Origin of the sequence: Nocardioides palaemonis, from assembly GCF_018275325.1 — a bacterium.
GTDB classification, from domain to species: domain Bacteria; phylum Actinomycetota; class Actinomycetes; order Propionibacteriales; family Nocardioidaceae; genus Nocardioides; species Nocardioides palaemonis.
The window spans coordinates 1223017-1237591 of the sequence record NZ_JAGVQR010000004.1 but is presented as its reverse complement, the minus strand read 5'-3'; the positions used below and the strand labels follow the sequence as shown (position 1 = coordinate 1237591).

Below are 14575 nucleotides of genomic sequence, written 5' to 3'. Positions count from 1 at the left end.
GGGCCCTGTACGCGGGATCCGGGAGGTCGTGCGGGCTCACGGGAGGGCCGGGACGAGCACGCCGGTGCCGACCAGCCTCCCCGCGCCGGTCTCGGCCTGCAGGTCGACCCGCGCCGCTCCGAGCCGGACGGCCGGGAAGACGTGCAGGCCGTCGAAGCCACCCGCGGCGGTGCCGTCCGCGTCGTACGACCTCACCGGGGCGGCGTCGCCGAGGGTCACGGTCGGGGCCAGGGCGCCGGTCTCGCCCGGCACCGAGCCGTCGACCCGGACGACCGGCCACACCTGGCCGACGGGCGCCCAGCCTCCCGCGTCGGTCCACGGCAGCCAGGCCGCTCCGGCGAGGCAGTCAGCGTCGAGGCGCGCGGGTCGGCAGTCGAGCGACGACCTCGCGAACGCGAACCCCTCGTAGAGGCCGGCGGCCTCGGCCGGCACCTCGCGCCGCTCACCACCCGGGCTCACCGTCTGCACGACGCCGTCGAACGTCACCTCCAGCCCCAGCTCGGCGGCATCGGGGACCGCGACCAGCGCCGACCCCTCCAGGGGCAGGGGGTCCGTGGCGAGGACGGCGTCGACGTCACCGCCGGTGAGCACCACCTCGGCGTCGGCGTCCGTGCCGAGCGCGGCGCGGGCAGCGACCTCGGGCACGGCGAGAGCGGTCGGGTCGAGCTCCCACGCCACGACGACGACCTCGGTCCCGTCGGGCGCGTCCAGGCTCGCCGCCTGCTGGCGCGCGCCCTCGACCTCGTCGGCGGCACGCACGGCCACCCGCACCTCACCCGACGGCACCCGCGCCGTCAGCGCGGGCTCCGGGTCGACGTCCTCGACCGGCACCGGGGCCTCGAGCGCGACCAGCTCGCCCGCCTCGACGCGTGTCCCGCCAGGCTCCTCCTCGGTCGGCTCCCGGGCGCCCGAGCACGCCCCGGCCGCCAGCACCAGCGCGACCGTGGCCGCGATCCGTCCCCCGTGCACCCCCGTGCCCATGTCCCGACCCTTCCACACGACACCCACAATGGGGCGCATGACCGCCGACGTCCGCGCCTCCGCGACGCGGCCGGCGACGCGCGAGGACGGTCGAGTCACGCGGCACTCGTTCTCCTTCGGACCGCACTACGACCCCGGCAACCTCGGCTTCGGTCCCCTCGTCTGCCACAACGACGACCTGCTCGACCCCGGCGCCGGCTACCCCGACCACCCCCACACCGGGCTCGAGATCGTCACGTGGGTGCTCGAGGGCGCGCTCGTCCACACCGACTCCACGGGCGCGCCCCACGTCCTCGAGACCGGTCGGGCGCAGGTGCTGTCGGCCGGGTCGGGCATCCGGCACAGCGAGGTCGCCGACCCGGCGTCGGGACGCTGCCGCTTCGTGCAGGCCTGGCTCACGCCCACCACGCCCGGCGGCGACCCGTCGTACGTCCTGGGCGAGGCTCCGCCGCCCGGCGAGGGGCTGGTCGAGGTGGCCGGCGGCGACGGCCTGCCGATCGGCACCGCCGGCGCGCGGCTGCTCGTCGCCCGCCTCGCGGCCGGCTCCTCCGCCGTGCTGCCCGACGACCCCGCCCAGCACGTCTTCGCCGCCGCCGGCGGGGTCCGCCTCGACGACCTGTCGCTCGGCGCCGGTGACGCCGTACGGATCACCGACGAGCCCGGCCGTCGGGTGACCGCGACCGAGCCGACCGAGCTGCTGGTCTGGTCGTTCGCCTGACCCCCCTCCCCCGCGCCCCTGCCCCGGTATCTGGGGACGAAATGGTGGGCGTTCGGCCACGTTCACCCACCATTTCGTCCCCAGGTACCGCAGTGGGGGCGGGCGGGCGGGCCGGAGGCGTCAACCAGCGCGAGGCCGGTGCTCAGCCCACCAGCACCCCCGGGTTGAGGATCCCGGCCGGGTCGAGCTCGGCCTTGACCGCGCGCAGGACGCGGATGCCGACCTCGCCGACCTCCCGGGCGAACCACGGGAGGTGGTCGGTGCCGACCGCGTGGTGGTGGGTGATCGTGGCGCCGGCGGCGATGATCGCGTCGCTGGCGGCGGCCTTCGCGGCCGCCCACCTGCCCAGCGGGTCGTCGCCCTGGCGCGCCGCGACGGTGAAGTAGAGCGAGCACCCGGTCTCGTAGACGTGCGAGACGTGGCACAGCACCAGCGACCCCTCGCCGAGCGCACCGCGCAGCGCGGCCCGGACCTCGGCGTGCAGCCGCTCGCGGTTCGACCAGAAGGTGGCGGTCTCCATCGTCTCGACGAGGACGCCGTGGTCGAGCAGCGCGTCGCGGAGGTACGGCGCGTGGAACCGGCCGTGCGCCCACCGCTCCCCCGCCTCGGTGCCGAGCGGGGTGCCCCCGAGCGCGGTGAGCCGCTCGGTGACCGCGGCGCGGCGCGAGGCGACCTGGTCGGCAGTGCCCTCGTAGCCGGTGACCATCAGGCAGCCCGGGTCCTCCGCGCCTCCGATCGAGCCGGGGTCGGCGAGGTTGATCGCGGTCTCGTCCTCGTCGGAGAGCCGCAGCACGGTCGGCAGCAACCCCTCCTGGGCGAGGACGCGCATCGCGTCGGAGCCGGCGCCGAACGACGGCCAGCGCCACGCCTCGTACGCCGTCACCGCCGGCGCACGCCGCACCCGGACGGTCACCGAGGTGATCACGCCGAAGGCTCCCTCCGAGCCCAGCAGCAGCTGGCGCAGGTCGGGTCCGGCGGCGCTGGCCGGGGCCGAGCCGAGGTCGAGCGACCCGGTCGGAGTGGCGGCCGTGAGGCCGACGACCATGGCGTCGAAGCGGCCGTAGCCGGCGCTGGACTGGCCGCTGGAGCGGGTGGCGGCGAAGCCGCCGATCGAGGCGTGCTCCCACGACTGCGGGTAGTGCCCGAGGGTCAGGCCGTGGGCGGCGAGCAGCGCCTCGGCCTCGGGGCCCCGGAGGCCGGGCTGGAGGGTGGCGGTCATCGACACCTCGTCGACCGCGAGGAGCCCCTTCATCCGGAGCAGGTCGAGGCTCACCAGGCCGGCGAAGCCGTCGCGCCGGGCAGCGAGCCCGCCGGTCACGCACGTGCCGCCACCGAAGGGCACCACCGCGACGTGGTGCGCGGTGGCCCACGCCAGCACGGCGACCACGTCGTCGTGGCCGCCCGGCCGGACCACGGCGTCGGGGGCGTCGGACAGGTCGCCGGCCCGTGCGCGCAGCAGGTCGGGGGTCGACTTGCCGCGGGTGCGCAGGGTCCGGGTGGCGTCGTCGGTGAGCACGTGCTCCGCGCCCACCACCCGACGGAGGTCGTCGAGCAGGGCGTCGTCCAGGGCGACCGGCGGCGGCGTCGCGCCGTCGACCGCGGGGGTGTCCTGCCGACCGAAGGCGAGCTCCACCAGCCCGCGGGCGGAGTCGGGCAGGTCCGCGGCGGCGGCGGGGTCACCCCAGCGCTGCGGGTGCATCTCGACGGTCATCGTCTCGGGCGTCATGCGTTACAGTGTGACACATGTCGTCACTTCGTCACACCGCGACCGGCGCCCGCGACCCCCGCATCGACGGCTACCTCGACGCGGCACGCGACTGCATCCTCGACGTCGGCTGGCGTCGCACCACCCTCACCGAGGTGGCCCGGCGCGCGGGCGTCTCGCGGATGACGATGTACCGCGCCTGGCCCGACATGGGCTCGCTGCTGGGCGACCTGATGACCCGCGAGTGGGTCGGCATCGCCGCCGCGACCCGGGTGGCGGCGAAGGACACCACGACTCCCGGCGGGATCGCCGCGGCTGCCCTGAGCACGGTCCGCGCGCTGCGCGACAACGAGCTGTTCGTGCGGATCGTCGAGCTCGACCCCGACCTGATGCTCCCCTACCTGCTGGCCCGGCGCGGTCGCTCGCAGGAGGCGCTGATCGAGATCCTCGCCGCCGAGATCGCCAGCGGGCAGGCCACCGGCGCGATCCACGGGGGTGACCCGGTCCTCATGGCCCGGGCGCTGATGCTCGCCGGCCAGGGCTTCGTCTTCTCGGCGCTGACCATGACCGACGCCGACATCGACGTCGAGCAGCTCGACGGCCAGTTCCTGCACCTCGTCGCCTCGTCGCTGGCACCGCGGTCATGACGGCCGGGCGCCGGATCACGCCCGGCCTCGCCGGCGTGCCGGCCGCCGTCGACGTCGTGGTCGTCGGCCTCGGCATCACCGGTGCCGGTGTCGCGCTCGACGCCGTCACCCGCGGGCTCACGGTGCTGGCCGTGGACGCCCACGACCTCGCCTTCGGCACGTCGCGGTGGTCCTCCAAGCTGGTCCACGGCGGCCTGCGCTACCTCGCCCAGGGCCAGCTCGCCATCGCCCACGAGAGCGCCGTCGAGCGCGGCATCCTGATGGGCGTCACCGCCCCGCACCTCGTCCACGCGCTGCCGATGCTCACCCCCCTCACCGACGCCGTCCCGCCGGCGAAGGCGGCCCTGACCTGGGGCGGCCTGCACGCCGGCGACCTGCTGCGCCGCACCGCCCACACCACGGCTCGTACGCTGCCGCGCCCGCGACGGCTCAATGCCACCGAGACCCTCAACCTCGCGCCCGCCCTGCGCCCCGACGGCCTGCGCGGCGGGCTGCTGGCCTGGGACGGCCAGCTCGAGGACGACGCGCGGCTGGTCACCACCGTGGCCCGGACCGCGTCAGCCCACGGCGCGCACGTCCGCACCCGGGCGCGGGTCACGTCGGCCACCGGCACGGGCGTACGCCTCCGCGACGGGCTCACCGGCCTGTCCCACGACGTCCGCTCCCGGGCCGTCGTCAACGCCACTGGGGTCTGGGCCGGCGACCTCGACGACCAGGTCCGGCTGCGGCCGAGCCGCGGGACCCACCTGGTGCTGCGCGCCTCCGCGCTGCCGCACACGCGGGTGGCCGTCATGGTGCCGATCCCCGGCACCGCCGCGCGTTTCGCGATGGTGCTGCCGCAGCCGGACGGCACGGTCTACGTCGGCCTGACCGACGAGCCGGTGACCGGCCCCGTGCCCGACGTCCCGGTGCCGAGCGAGGCCGAGGTCGCGTTCCTCCTCGACGTGGTGGGCGCCGCGTTCGCCGTCCCGCCGACCCGCGACGACGTGGTCGGGGCCTTCGCCGGCCTGCGCCCCCTGCTCGAGGTCGCCGGGACGGACGCGACCGCCGACCTGTCGCGGCGCCACGCGATCCTCGAGTCCCCGACCGGCGTCACGACCGTCGTCGGCGGCAAGCTCACGACCTACCGCCGGATGGCCGAGGACGTGCTCGACGCGCTCGTGGCACGCGGGGTGGTCGACGCCGGGCCGTGCGTGACCGCGACCCTGCCGCTCGCCGGCGCGGCACCGGCCGCCGACCTGCGCGCGCTCGGCGCACCGCCGCGGCTGGTGCGCCGGTTCGGCACGGACGCCGGGCTCGCCCTGTCGACAGCACGGTCCGTCACCGGGCTGACCGACGACGAGCTGCTCGCCCCGGTGTCCGACGACGTCCCGGTGACCCTCGCCGAGCTGGTCTTCGCGGTCACCCACGAGGGCGCCCACGACGTCGACGACCTGCTCGACCGGCGTACGCGCGTGGGCCTCGTGGCGGCCGACCGCGCCGCCGCGGAGCCACTGGCCCGACGCGCGCTGGCCCTCGCCGGCGACGCTTTCCGCACCCTGTGAGCGGCACGACAGCAAATTCGCTCGGTCTTTCGGCCGAACCCCGGACAGGACGCGGGACAGGATGGGAAGGTTCTCGCGGCGCGTCCCTTGCCGACCCCATGCGGCAAGGGGCGCCCAGTCCATTTCGGGGACCGGCTCACTCCACGGTGACGGACTTGGCCAGGTTGCGCGGCTTGTCGATGTCGTGACCGAGGTGCCGCGCGGCGTGGTAGGCCAGCAGCTGCATCGGGATGGTCAGCAGGATCGGGTCGAGCTCCGGCTCGTTGCGCGGGACGACGATCCGTCGGGCGCCGACCTCGCCGAGGTCGACCTCCTCGTGCGTGACCACGACGAGCGGGCCCTGGCGCGCCGCGATCTCGTGGAGCGCCCCGACGTTGCGCTCGGTGAGCTCGTCGTGCGGCACCACGGCGACGGTCGGGACGTCCGGCTCGATGAGCGCGAGCGGACCGTGCTTGAGCTCGGAGGTCTGGTAGGCCTCGGCGTGGCAGTAGCTGATCTCCTTGAACTTCTGCGCGCCCTCGCGCGCGACCGGGAAGCCGCGCACCCGGCCGATGAAGAACAGGCTGCGCGCCTCGGCCAGCGACCGGGCGACCTCGACGAGGTCGTCCTCCCCCGCGAGCACCTCCTCGATCTGGGCCGGCAGCCGCTCCAGGCCGGCGACCAGCCGCTTGCCGTCGGCGATGGAGAGGTCGCGCACCCGTCCCAGCTGGAGGGCGAGCAGGGCGAAGCCGAGGAACATGTTGGTCAGCGCCTTGGTGCTCGCGACCGCCACCTCGGGGCCGGCGTGGAGGTAGATCCCGCCGTCGCACTCGCGGGCGATCGCCGAGCCCACGACGTTGACCAGGCCGACGCAGCGACCGCCCTTGCGGCGCACCTCCTGCACCGCGAGCAGGGTGTCGATGGTCTCGCCCGACTGGCTGACCGCGACGTAGAGGGTGTCCGGCTCGATCACCGGGTCGCGGTAGCGGAACTCGCTGGCGGCCTCGGCGTCGGCCGGGATACGGGCGAGCTCCTCGATCAGCGCCGCGCCCATCTGGCCGACGTAGTAGGCCGAGCCGCAGCCCAGCACCTTGACCCGCCGCACCGCGCGCAGGTCGCGGGCGTCCATGTCGAGCCCGCCGAGGTGGGCGGTGCCGAAGCGCTCGTCGAGCCGCCCGCGGAGGACCGCCTGGGCGGTGGTGGGCTGCTCGAGGATCTCCTTGCGCATGTAGGACTCGTGCTCGCCGGCGTCGTACGCCGCGGCGTCGACGTCGACCTCGCTGGCCGTCTTGCCGGTCGCGCTGAGGTCGCTGTGGCGCATCGTGGTGAAGCCGCCGGCGGTCACGGTCGCCAGCTCGCCGTCGTCGAGCACCGCCACCGTGGTGGTGTGCCGCACGATCGCGGCGAGGTCGGAGGCGACGTACATCTCGTGGTCCCCGACCCCGACGACCAGCGGGCTGCCGTTGCGGGCGACGACGATGCGGTCGGGGAAGTCGGCGTGCACGACCGCGAGGCCGTAGGTCCCGACGACGGCACCGAGCGCGTCACGGACCTTGCCCTCGAGGGTGTCGGCGGTGCTGCGGGCCACCAGGTGGGCGAGCACCTCGGTGTCGGTGTCGCTGGAGAGCGTCACGCCGGTGTCGGTGAGCTCGGCGCGCAGCGCCGCCGAGTTGTCGATGATCCCGTTGTGGACCACCGCCACCCGGCCGAGCTCGTCGGTGTGCGGGTGGGCGTTGGCATCGGTGGCGGGGCCATGGGTCGCCCAGCGGGTGTGCCCGATGCCGGTGGTGCCGGCGAACCGCTTGGGCAGCGACGCCTCCAGGTCGCGCACCCGGCCGGCGCGCTTGGCCACGCGTACGCCTCGGGTGCCGAGGACGGCCACGCCCGCCGAGTCGTAGCCGCGGTGCTCGAGCCGGGTCAGGCCCTCCAGCACGACCGGGGCCGCGTCCTGGCGACCGATGTATCCGACGATTCCGCACATGGGGTGATGGGTTCCTATCCGTAGACGATGCGGCGCAGCTGCCGCTCGGAGAGCTCGGGTGCCGCGACCACGCGCTCGCGCAGCTCCTCGGCGATGCGGGCGAAGATCTCGGGGTTGTTCGCGCCGTACGTCTTGAGGTGCGCGTGCCGCGCCCGGACGTAGGCCTCCACGGTCTGGGCGTGGAAGGCGATGACGTCGTCGACCACGCGCGCCGCCTCACCGGGCGTGAGCGACGTGGTGGCCACGACGTGGGCGACGAGGGCGGGGTCCGGCACCCGAGGAGCATGGGGTCGGCGGTGCCACCTCGGCAACTTCCTGCCCGAAATCGGGCAGAAATCCGCATTCCGGGATTCGGTCGGCCGCGACCGAGGAGGCGTGTGCGCTCCAGGTGGAGGAGCCGACGGTCCTGCGCGGCGAGTCGACGCCCGAGGTGGGGCACCTACGTCGATTCGCAGCGAAAAGGTGGTGCGCGGGTGGGGAGGTGCTACTCTGGGTGAACAGAAGGTGAACGGGAGGTGTCACATGAGCAAGCGCGAGATGACCGGGGCTCCGGTCTGCACCTGGGTCGCGGTGACCGATGCGTCGGGCCGCACCCACATGGAGGCGCGCTGGACGGTCGGACCGGCCGCGCACGTCGCAGCCGCCTGACCCGTCCCGCCGCGCACCGAGCCGCACCCCCTCGTGGGGCGCGGCTCGTGCCCATTTCGCGCCGGGCAGAAAATTCCGTGTCGGCGGGAATGGTTTCGGAGCACCGTCCGTTAGGGTCGTTGAAAGTTCTACCAACCACCGCCTTCCACTCGCAGGAGCACCGCATGTCCAGCTCGTTCGACGCCCCGACCACCGCCATCGACGACACCACCGGCGACTACACCCTCGACGTCAGCCACAGCCGCCTCGGCTTCGTCGCCCGCCACGCCATGGTCACCAAGGTCCGCGGCCAGTTCGGTGCCTTCGAGGGCACCGCCCGCATCGACGAGGCCAACCCCGCCGCGTCCAAGGTCGACCTCACCATCCAGGTCGCCTCGGTCGAGACCGGCAGCGCCGACCGCGACGGCCACCTCAAGTCCGGCGACTTCTTCGACGTCGAGACCTACCCGACCATCACCTTCACCTCGACCGACGTCTCGCGCGACGGCTCGGACTGGACCATCACCGGCGACCTCACCATCAAGGACGTCACCAAGCCGGTCACCATCGAGTTCGAGCAGACCGGCTCGGCCAAGGACCCGTTCGGCAACCTGCGCGTCGGCTTCGAGGGCGAGACCACCATCAACCGCAAGGACTGGGGCCTCACCTGGAACGCCGCGCTCGAGACCGGCGGCGTCCTCGTCTCGGAGAAGATCAAGCTCGAGTTCGACGTCTCCGCGATCCAGAACGCCTGACCCACCGAGTCGGCGTGAACGTCACGCCAGACCGCGCCGAGTCGGCGTGAACGTCACGCCAGACCGCGCCGAGTCGGCGTGAACGTCACGCCAGACCGCACCGAGTCGGCGTGAGTGTCCCTCCCCCGTGGACATTCGCGCCGACTCGGTGGCATTTCAGGCGGCGTTCGCGCCGACTCGCTCTCAGAAAGCTCTCACGTGGCGCACCTACGGTGGTTGCTTCGTCAACCATCTCTCGGAGGTACGACCATGACCACCCCCACTGCCGCCGCCGCACCGCGCCGGGCGCTCGTCGACGTCGCCCTGCTCGTCGGCCGGGTCGCCCTCGGCTCGGTGATGCTCGCCCACGGCCTGCAGAAGCTCGACCAGGGCGGGCTCGCCGGCACCGCTGACGGCTTCGCCGCGATGGGCATCCCGGCACCGACCGCGTCCGCGGCGTTCGCACTCGCCGTCGAGCTCGGCGGGGGCGTGCTCCTGCTGCTCGGCGCGCTCACCCCGGTCGTCGGTGTGCTGTGGGCGCTCAACATGGCCGGCGCCTGGTGGTTCGTCCACCGCGACGCCTTCTTCGCCACCGACGGCGGCTACGAGCTGGTGCTGGCGCTGGCCGTGCTCGGCCTCGTGCTCGCCGCGACCGGCCCCGGCCGGCTGTCGGTCGACGCGCTCGTCACGCGACGGCGTACGACCCGGCGCGAGGCGCTCGCCGCCTGACCTCGCACCCGACTCTCCTGCTTCGCACCCGAGATCTCGGGTGCGAAGCAGGAAAGTCCCCGGATATCCGGGGACTTTCGTGGGAGAGGCCGGGCGAGGCCGGGCTCAGTCGCGGGGGCGCTTGCCCTTGTAGCCGCCGGAGCCGCCCTTGCGGTGCCCGCCGCCGGGCCGGCCGCGGTAGGGCCCGTTGTCGGGCTTGATCTCGATCAGCTTGCCGGAGATCCGCGTGCCGGAGAGCCGGTCGAGGGTCCCGGCCGGCAGGTCCGCGGGCAGCTCGACGACCGAGAAGTCCGGCTTGATCATGATGTGGCCGAAGTCGCCGCGCGACAGGCCGCCCTCGTTGGCGAGCGCACCGACGATCTGGCGCGGCTCGACCTTGTGCCGCTTGCCGACCTCGATCCGGTAGGCCGCCATCGGCTGGCCGCTGCGCGACTCGCGCGGGCCCCGGCCGGCCTTGCCGCCGTGGGTCGAGCGCTCCTCGAACGAGCGCTGGGCAGGCTCCGGCTCGGGCTCGAGCAGCAGCGGCTGCTCGCCGTGCATCACCGCGGCCAGCGCGGCAGCCACGTCGACCTCGGCCACGTCGTGCTCGGCGACGTAGTGCGACACCACGTCGCGGAAGAAGTCGATCCGTTCGGGCTGGGTCAGCGCCTCGGTGATCTGGTCGTCGAAGCGCGAGAGGCGGGTGGCGTTGACGTCGTCGACGGTGGGCAGCTGCATCTGGGTCAGCGGCTGGCGGGTGGCCTTCTCGATGGCGCGGAGCAGGTGGCGCTCGCGCGGGGTGACGAACGCGATCGAGTCACCGGAGCGCCCCGCGCGGCCGGTGCGGCCGATGCGGTGGACGTAGGACTCGGTGTCGGTCGGGATGTCGTAGTTGACGACGTGGCTGATCCGCTCGACGTCGAGGCCGCGCGCGGCGACGTCGGTGGCGACGAGGATGTCGAGCTTGCCGGCCTTGAGCTGGTTGACGGTGCGCTCGCGCTGGACCTGGGCGACGTCGCCGTTGATCGCCATCGCGGAGTAGCCGCGGGCGCGCAGCTTCTCGGCGAGCGTCTCGGTCTCGTTCTTGGTCCGGACGAAGACGATCATCCCCTCGAAGTTCTCCACCTCGAGGATGCGGGTGAGCGCGTCGACCTTCTGCGGGTACGACACGATCAGGTAGCGCTGGGTGATGTTCGCCGAGGTGGTGGTCTTGTTCTTGACCGTGATCTCGACCGGGTCCTCGAGGTACTTCTTGGAGATCCGGCGGATCTGCGCCGGCATGGTGGCCGAGAACAGCGCCACGTGCTTGTCGTCGGGGGTGTCGGCGAGGATCGTCTCGACGTCCTCGGCGAAGCCCATCTTGAGCATCTCGTCGGCCTCGTCGAGGACCAGGAAGCGCAGCTCGGAGAGGTCGAGCGTGCCCTTCTCGAGGTGGTCCATGATCCGGCCCGGCGTGCCCACCACGACCTCGACACCGCGGCGCAGCGCGGAGAGCTGGACGCCGTAGCCCTGGCCGCCGTAGATCGGCAGCACGCGCACGCCCTTCATGTGCGCGGCGTACTTCTCGAACGCCTCCGACACCTGAAGCGCGAGCTCGCGGGTGGGGGCGAGGACGAGGGCCTGCGGAGCCCGGCCCGACCGGCCCTGCTGCGAGTGCTCGAGCTGGGACAGGATCGGCAGCGCGAAGGCCGCGGTCTTGCCGGTGCCGGTCTGCGCCAGGCCGACCACGTGGCGACCCTCGAGCAGCGGAGGGATGGTCAGGGCCTGGATCTGCGAGGGCGTCTCGTAGCCGACGTCCGCCAGCGCCTTGAGGACCTCCGGCGCGAGGCCGAGGTCGGAGAAGTTCTGCTGGGGTGCTGCGGGCTGGTCGTCACTCACCCGTCAACGGTAGGGCCTCGGGGGCGTTGAGGACATTCCGCGAGGAGGCCGGTGGGCGCGGATAAGCGCGCGACAGCGCGCGACGTGAGGCAGCACACTCCTCGCATGCCCGTGAACGCCCCCGCCCTGCCCGACGGCCTCACCACCCGCCCGCTGCGCCTCGACGACGCCCGAGCGGTCTTCGAGGTGATGGCGGCCCAGGAGCTCGCCGACACCGGCGAGGTCGCGATCGAGGAGGCCGACATCGTCGGCGACTGGTCGCGCCCGAGCCACGACCTGGCCGCACGCTCGGTTGCCGTCCTCGACGGGGACGCGATCGTCGCCTACGCCGAGCTGATGGGCCGGGACCGCGCGGACACGGCCGTCGCGCCGTCCCACCGCGGCCGCGGCATCGGCACGTGGCTCGCCCACTGGCTCCAGGACCGCGCCCGCGACCTCGGCTCGAGCGTGGTGGGGATGTCGGTGCCGCAGGGGTCGCCGGGCGACCGGCTGCTCGAGGCGCTCGGCTTCCACGTCCGGTGGACCAGCTGGGTGCTCCGGCTGCCCCAGGGGGCGACCATCGCCGAGCGACCGCTGCCTCCCGGGTACGCCGTCCGTGCCGCCGAGCCCGACGAGCGGCGCGCGGCGCACGACGTGCTGGAGGACGCGTTCCTGGAGTGGTCCGAGCGCGACCGGGAGAGCTTCGAGGACTTCGAGGCGGTCACGTCCGGCCGGCCCGGGTTCGAGCCGTGGAACCTGCGCGTGGTGCTCGACCCCGACGGGGTCGTGGTCGGCGTCGCGGTGGTGCTGGTCTCCGACGACGGCCGCACCGGCTACGTCGACCGGCTGGCCGTACGCCGCGACCTGCGCGGCCGCGGGCTGGCCCAGGCCCTGCTCGTCGACGCGTTCGCCCGTGCTCGTGAGCACGGGACGACGACCTCCGAGCTGAGCACGGACTCACGCACCGGAGCCCTCGGCCTCTACCGGCGTGTCGGCATGGAAGAGGTCTCCACGTGGGTCAATCGGGCAGTCAACCTGACCCTGACGACGGAAAAAACGGATTCTTTACCATAACGCCGTTGATTCCGCCACACTGGGTGGTCTAGACCTTGATCCCACCTCAGGCATTGATCTCCCGTGACGGGGAACGGTGCCCTTACCATTCGAACGACGCTTGTTCGGGAGGCGCGGCGGGACGTGGGGTCACCGCCCGGTAAAGGTGTGGGGGTTCGACATGCAGGATCTACATGCTCTGGTCGTCGAGGACGATCCAGACATCTCTTCAGCTCTGGTGGAGACGCTCGAGGGCGCCGGTTTCCGGGTCAGCTCGGCGCCTGACGGACGTGCCGCCGTGGACATCGCGGCGGCCGACCCGCCCGACCTGGTGACGCTCGACCTGACGCTGCCGCACATGGACGGCATCGAGGTCTGCCGGCGCATCCGGGAGGCGAGCGACTGCTACATCGTCATCGTCTCCGCGCGCTCGGAGGAGGTCGACAAGCTGATCGGGCTCGAGGTGGGCGCCGACGACTTCGTCCTCAAGCCGTTCTCGCCGCGCGAGCTCCGGGCCCGGGTCGCGGCGCTGTTCCGCCGCCCGCGCACGGCCGCCGCCGTCGAGGAGGCGCAGGCCCAGGCCCCGCGCGTCCCCGCACCGGCGCAGCCGGCCGACGAGGCGACGACGATCTCCTGCGGCGCCGGCCTGGTCATCAACTCGGCCCGCCGCGAGGTGCAGGTCGACGGCGCGATCGTCGAGCTGACCCGCATCGAGTACGACGTGCTCGAGTACCTCGCCACCCACCTGTCGCGGGTCTGCACCCGCGAGGAGATGGTGCTGGCGATCTGGAGCAGCGCGCTGACCCACGACCACCACCTGGTGGACGTGCACGTGGCCAACCTGCGCGGCAAGCTGCGCCGGCACTCCGACGCCACCTGGATCCACACGATCCGCGGCATCGGCTACCGGATGGACCGCGAGGGCGAGGGACGCCGCGCAGGCGGCGGCCCCTACCTCGTGGCGCGGTTCGACTCCGAGGACTGGGCCCGCGGGCTCGACTTCTGACCCGGACCACACGTCTCGGAGCACCACCTCGTCGACCGCCGTGGGGGCGGACGACGAGCCGGCGGCACTGTCTCCACAGGAGGCGCGTCGCCACTGGCCGCGGGGGGGCCTGCGACCTACACTCGATCACAGGGGCAATTGAATGGTGAACAACAGAACGGCCGTCGTCGTCGAGGACGACGGCGACGTCGGTGACCTGATCTCGGGCCTGCTGGTGCAGGTCGGCTTCGAGGTGCACGTGGCACGCACCGGGGTCGAGGCGCTCGCGGTCGTCCGCGACGTCCGGCCTGACCTCGTCACGCTCGACATGTCGCTGCCCGACATCGACGGCGTCGAGGTGTGCCGCCAGATCCGGCTGCTCACCGACTGCTACGTGATCGTGGTCAGCGCCCGCAACGCCGAGGTCGACCGGCTGGTCGGTCTCGAGGTCGGCGCCGACGACTACCTCGTCAAGCCGTTCTCGATGCGCGAGCTGCAGGCCCGCGTGGCAGTGCTCTTCCGGCGTCCGCGCGCCACGGCCGAACCGGTCCAGGCGTACGCCGAGTCCGCGCCCGCGGCCCGTCGCCTCACACTCGCCCCGCGTCCCACCGCCACCGCCACCGCCGACCCGGAGCTCGGCTGCGACGACCTCGAGCTCAACCCCGACGCCCGCGAGGTGCGGGTGCGGGGCCGCGAGGTCGACCTGACCCGCACCGAGTTCGACCTGCTCGCCCACCTCGCCAGCAAGCCGGGCGTGGTGGTCGGCCGGGAGGACCTGCTCAAGGCCGTCTGGGCGACGGAGTTCGTCCCCGACAGCACCCACGTGGTCGACGTGCACCTGGCCAACCTGCGCCGCAAGCTGCGCCGGGGCGCCGTCGACCACGAGTGGATCCGCACGATCCGCGGGGTGGGCTTCCGCTTCGACCCCTGCTGCGGCTGACCTCGCCGCCTGCGGTCGGCTGCACCGGGGGTTCACGCGCACGTCGGGGTAGTCCAGTGGCCAGACGCTGTCCGAAGGGTCTCTGGACGACGTCTCGCCACTGGACTACGCCACGC

Annotated in this window: 14 protein-coding genes; 9 read left to right on the top strand and 5 right to left on the bottom strand. The window is 73.4% G+C overall.

The window, feature by feature from the left end; genetic code table 11:
• Positions 1–36 precede the first annotated feature (36 nt).
• Positions 37–981 carry a hypothetical protein gene (locus KDN32_RS21735; protein ID WP_211734789.1) on the bottom strand — a complete coding sequence of 315 codons (945 nt, stop codon included), beginning with the start codon at positions 979–981 and terminating at the stop codon, positions 37–39.
• A gap of 37 nt (positions 982–1018) precedes the next feature.
• Between KDN32_RS21735 and KDN32_RS21730 the strand changes: the two genes are divergently transcribed.
• Positions 1019–1699 (top strand): pirin family protein, encoded by a 681-nt coding sequence (locus KDN32_RS21730; RefSeq protein WP_211734788.1) that lies wholly within the window; start codon positions 1019–1021, stop codon positions 1697–1699.
• A gap of 142 nt (positions 1700–1841) precedes the next feature.
• Here KDN32_RS21730 and KDN32_RS21725 read toward each other — a convergent pair whose 3' ends face one another.
• On the bottom strand, positions 1842–3425 hold the full coding sequence (locus KDN32_RS21725) for an FAD-binding oxidoreductase (protein ID WP_249217289.1): 1584 nt from the start codon (positions 3423–3425) through the stop codon (positions 1842–1844).
• Between the two features lie 17 nt (positions 3426–3442).
• Between KDN32_RS21725 and KDN32_RS21720 the strand changes: the two genes are divergently transcribed.
• Both KDN32_RS21720 and KDN32_RS21715 read left to right on the top strand, forming a co-directional pair.
• Complete coding sequence (locus KDN32_RS21720) at positions 3443–4051, top strand: TetR/AcrR family transcriptional regulator (protein ID WP_211734786.1); 609 nt, start codon at positions 3443–3445, stop codon at positions 4049–4051.
• The gene (locus KDN32_RS21715; protein WP_211734784.1) at positions 4048–5595 is read left to right on the top strand and encodes a glycerol-3-phosphate dehydrogenase/oxidase; all 1548 of its coding nucleotides are present in this window, start codon (positions 4048–4050) and stop codon (positions 5593–5595) included. Before KDN32_RS21720 ends, KDN32_RS21715 begins: the two co-directional genes overlap by 4 nt.
• 136 nt (positions 5596–5731) lie before the next feature.
• Here KDN32_RS21715 and glmS read toward each other — a convergent pair whose 3' ends face one another.
• Together glmS and KDN32_RS21705 are read right to left on the bottom strand one after the other, a co-directional pair.
• On the bottom strand, positions 5732–7555 hold the full coding sequence (gene glmS, locus KDN32_RS21710) for a glutamine--fructose-6-phosphate transaminase (isomerizing) (protein WP_211734782.1): 1824 nt from the start codon (positions 7553–7555) through the stop codon (positions 5732–5734).
• Between the two features lie 14 nt (positions 7556–7569).
• On the bottom strand, positions 7570–7830 hold the full coding sequence (locus KDN32_RS21705) for a hypothetical protein (RefSeq protein ID WP_211734780.1): 261 nt from the start codon (positions 7828–7830) through the stop codon (positions 7570–7572).
• Between the two features lie 247 nt (positions 7831–8077).
• Between KDN32_RS21705 and KDN32_RS23080 the strand changes: the two genes are divergently transcribed.
• From KDN32_RS23080 to KDN32_RS21695, 3 genes are all read left to right on the top strand, one after another.
• Entirely contained in the window at positions 8078–8203 is a 126-nt protein-coding gene (locus KDN32_RS23080) for a hypothetical protein (protein ID WP_283093591.1), read from the top strand.
• Positions 8204–8367: 164 nt separating this feature from the next.
• Positions 8368–8937 carry a YceI family protein gene (locus tag KDN32_RS21700; RefSeq protein ID WP_211734778.1) on the top strand — a complete coding sequence of 190 codons (570 nt, stop codon included), beginning with the start codon at positions 8368–8370 and terminating at the stop codon, positions 8935–8937.
• Between the two features lie 249 nt (positions 8938–9186).
• A complete protein-coding gene (locus tag KDN32_RS21695) occupies positions 9187–9645 on the top strand; it encodes a DoxX family protein (protein ID WP_211734776.1) in 459 nt (152 codons plus the stop codon).
• A gap of 105 nt (positions 9646–9750) precedes the next feature.
• On the opposite strand, the gene KDN32_RS21690 is transcribed toward KDN32_RS21695, so the two are convergent.
• Entirely contained in the window at positions 9751–11502 is a 1752-nt protein-coding gene (locus tag KDN32_RS21690) for a DEAD/DEAH box helicase (protein ID WP_211734774.1), read from the bottom strand.
• A 105-nt stretch (positions 11503–11607) separates the two neighbouring features.
• Between KDN32_RS21690 and KDN32_RS21685 the strand changes: the two genes are divergently transcribed.
• The 3 genes from KDN32_RS21685 (at position 11608) to KDN32_RS21675 (ending at position 14459) form a co-directional block, all read left to right on the top strand.
• On the top strand, positions 11608–12555 hold the full coding sequence (locus KDN32_RS21685; protein ID WP_211734772.1) for a GNAT family N-acetyltransferase: 948 nt from the start codon (positions 11608–11610) through the stop codon (positions 12553–12555).
• Positions 12556–12715: 160 nt separating this feature from the next.
• On the top strand, positions 12716–13540 hold the full coding sequence (locus KDN32_RS21680) for a response regulator transcription factor (RefSeq protein ID WP_249217287.1): 825 nt from the start codon (positions 12716–12718) through the stop codon (positions 13538–13540).
• Positions 13541–13682: 142 nt separating this feature from the next.
• A complete protein-coding gene (locus tag KDN32_RS21675) occupies positions 13683–14459 on the top strand; it encodes a response regulator transcription factor (protein WP_211734769.1) in 777 nt (258 codons plus the stop codon).
• The last annotated feature ends 116 nt before the right edge of the window (positions 14460–14575 follow it).

What these genes read in the sequence shown, in the direction of transcription:
- KDN32_RS21735 (WP_211734789.1), bottom strand. Translation starts at nt 981, where the DNA reads ATGGGCACGGGGGTGCACGGGGGACGGATCGCGGCCACGGTCGCGCTG.
- KDN32_RS21725 (WP_249217289.1), bottom strand. Translation starts at nt 3,425, where the DNA reads ATGACGCCCGAGACGATGACCGTCGAGATGCACCCGCAGCGCTGGGGT.
- KDN32_RS21700 (WP_211734778.1), top strand. Translation starts at nt 8,368, where the DNA reads ATGTCCAGCTCGTTCGACGCCCCGACCACCGCCATCGACGACACCACC.
- KDN32_RS21680 (WP_249217287.1), top strand. Translation starts at nt 12,716, where the DNA reads ATGCAGGATCTACATGCTCTGGTCGTCGAGGACGATCCAGACATCTCT.
- glmS (WP_211734782.1), bottom strand. Translation starts at nt 7,555, where the DNA reads ATGTGCGGAATCGTCGGATACATCGGTCGCCAGGACGCGGCCCCGGTC.
- KDN32_RS21695 (WP_211734776.1), top strand. Translation starts at nt 9,187, where the DNA reads ATGACCACCCCCACTGCCGCCGCCGCACCGCGCCGGGCGCTCGTCGAC.
- KDN32_RS21685 (WP_211734772.1), top strand. Translation starts at nt 11,608, where the DNA reads ATGCCCGTGAACGCCCCCGCCCTGCCCGACGGCCTCACCACCCGCCCG.
- KDN32_RS23080 (WP_283093591.1), top strand. Translation starts at nt 8,078, where the DNA reads ATGAGCAAGCGCGAGATGACCGGGGCTCCGGTCTGCACCTGGGTCGCG.
- KDN32_RS21675 (WP_211734769.1), top strand. Translation starts at nt 13,683, where the DNA reads ATGGTGAACAACAGAACGGCCGTCGTCGTCGAGGACGACGGCGACGTC.
- KDN32_RS21715 (WP_211734784.1), top strand. Translation starts at nt 4,048, where the DNA reads ATGACGGCCGGGCGCCGGATCACGCCCGGCCTCGCCGGCGTGCCGGCC.
- KDN32_RS21730 (WP_211734788.1), top strand. Translation starts at nt 1,019, where the DNA reads ATGACCGCCGACGTCCGCGCCTCCGCGACGCGGCCGGCGACGCGCGAG.
- KDN32_RS21720 (WP_211734786.1), top strand. Translation starts at nt 3,443, where the DNA reads ATGTCGTCACTTCGTCACACCGCGACCGGCGCCCGCGACCCCCGCATC.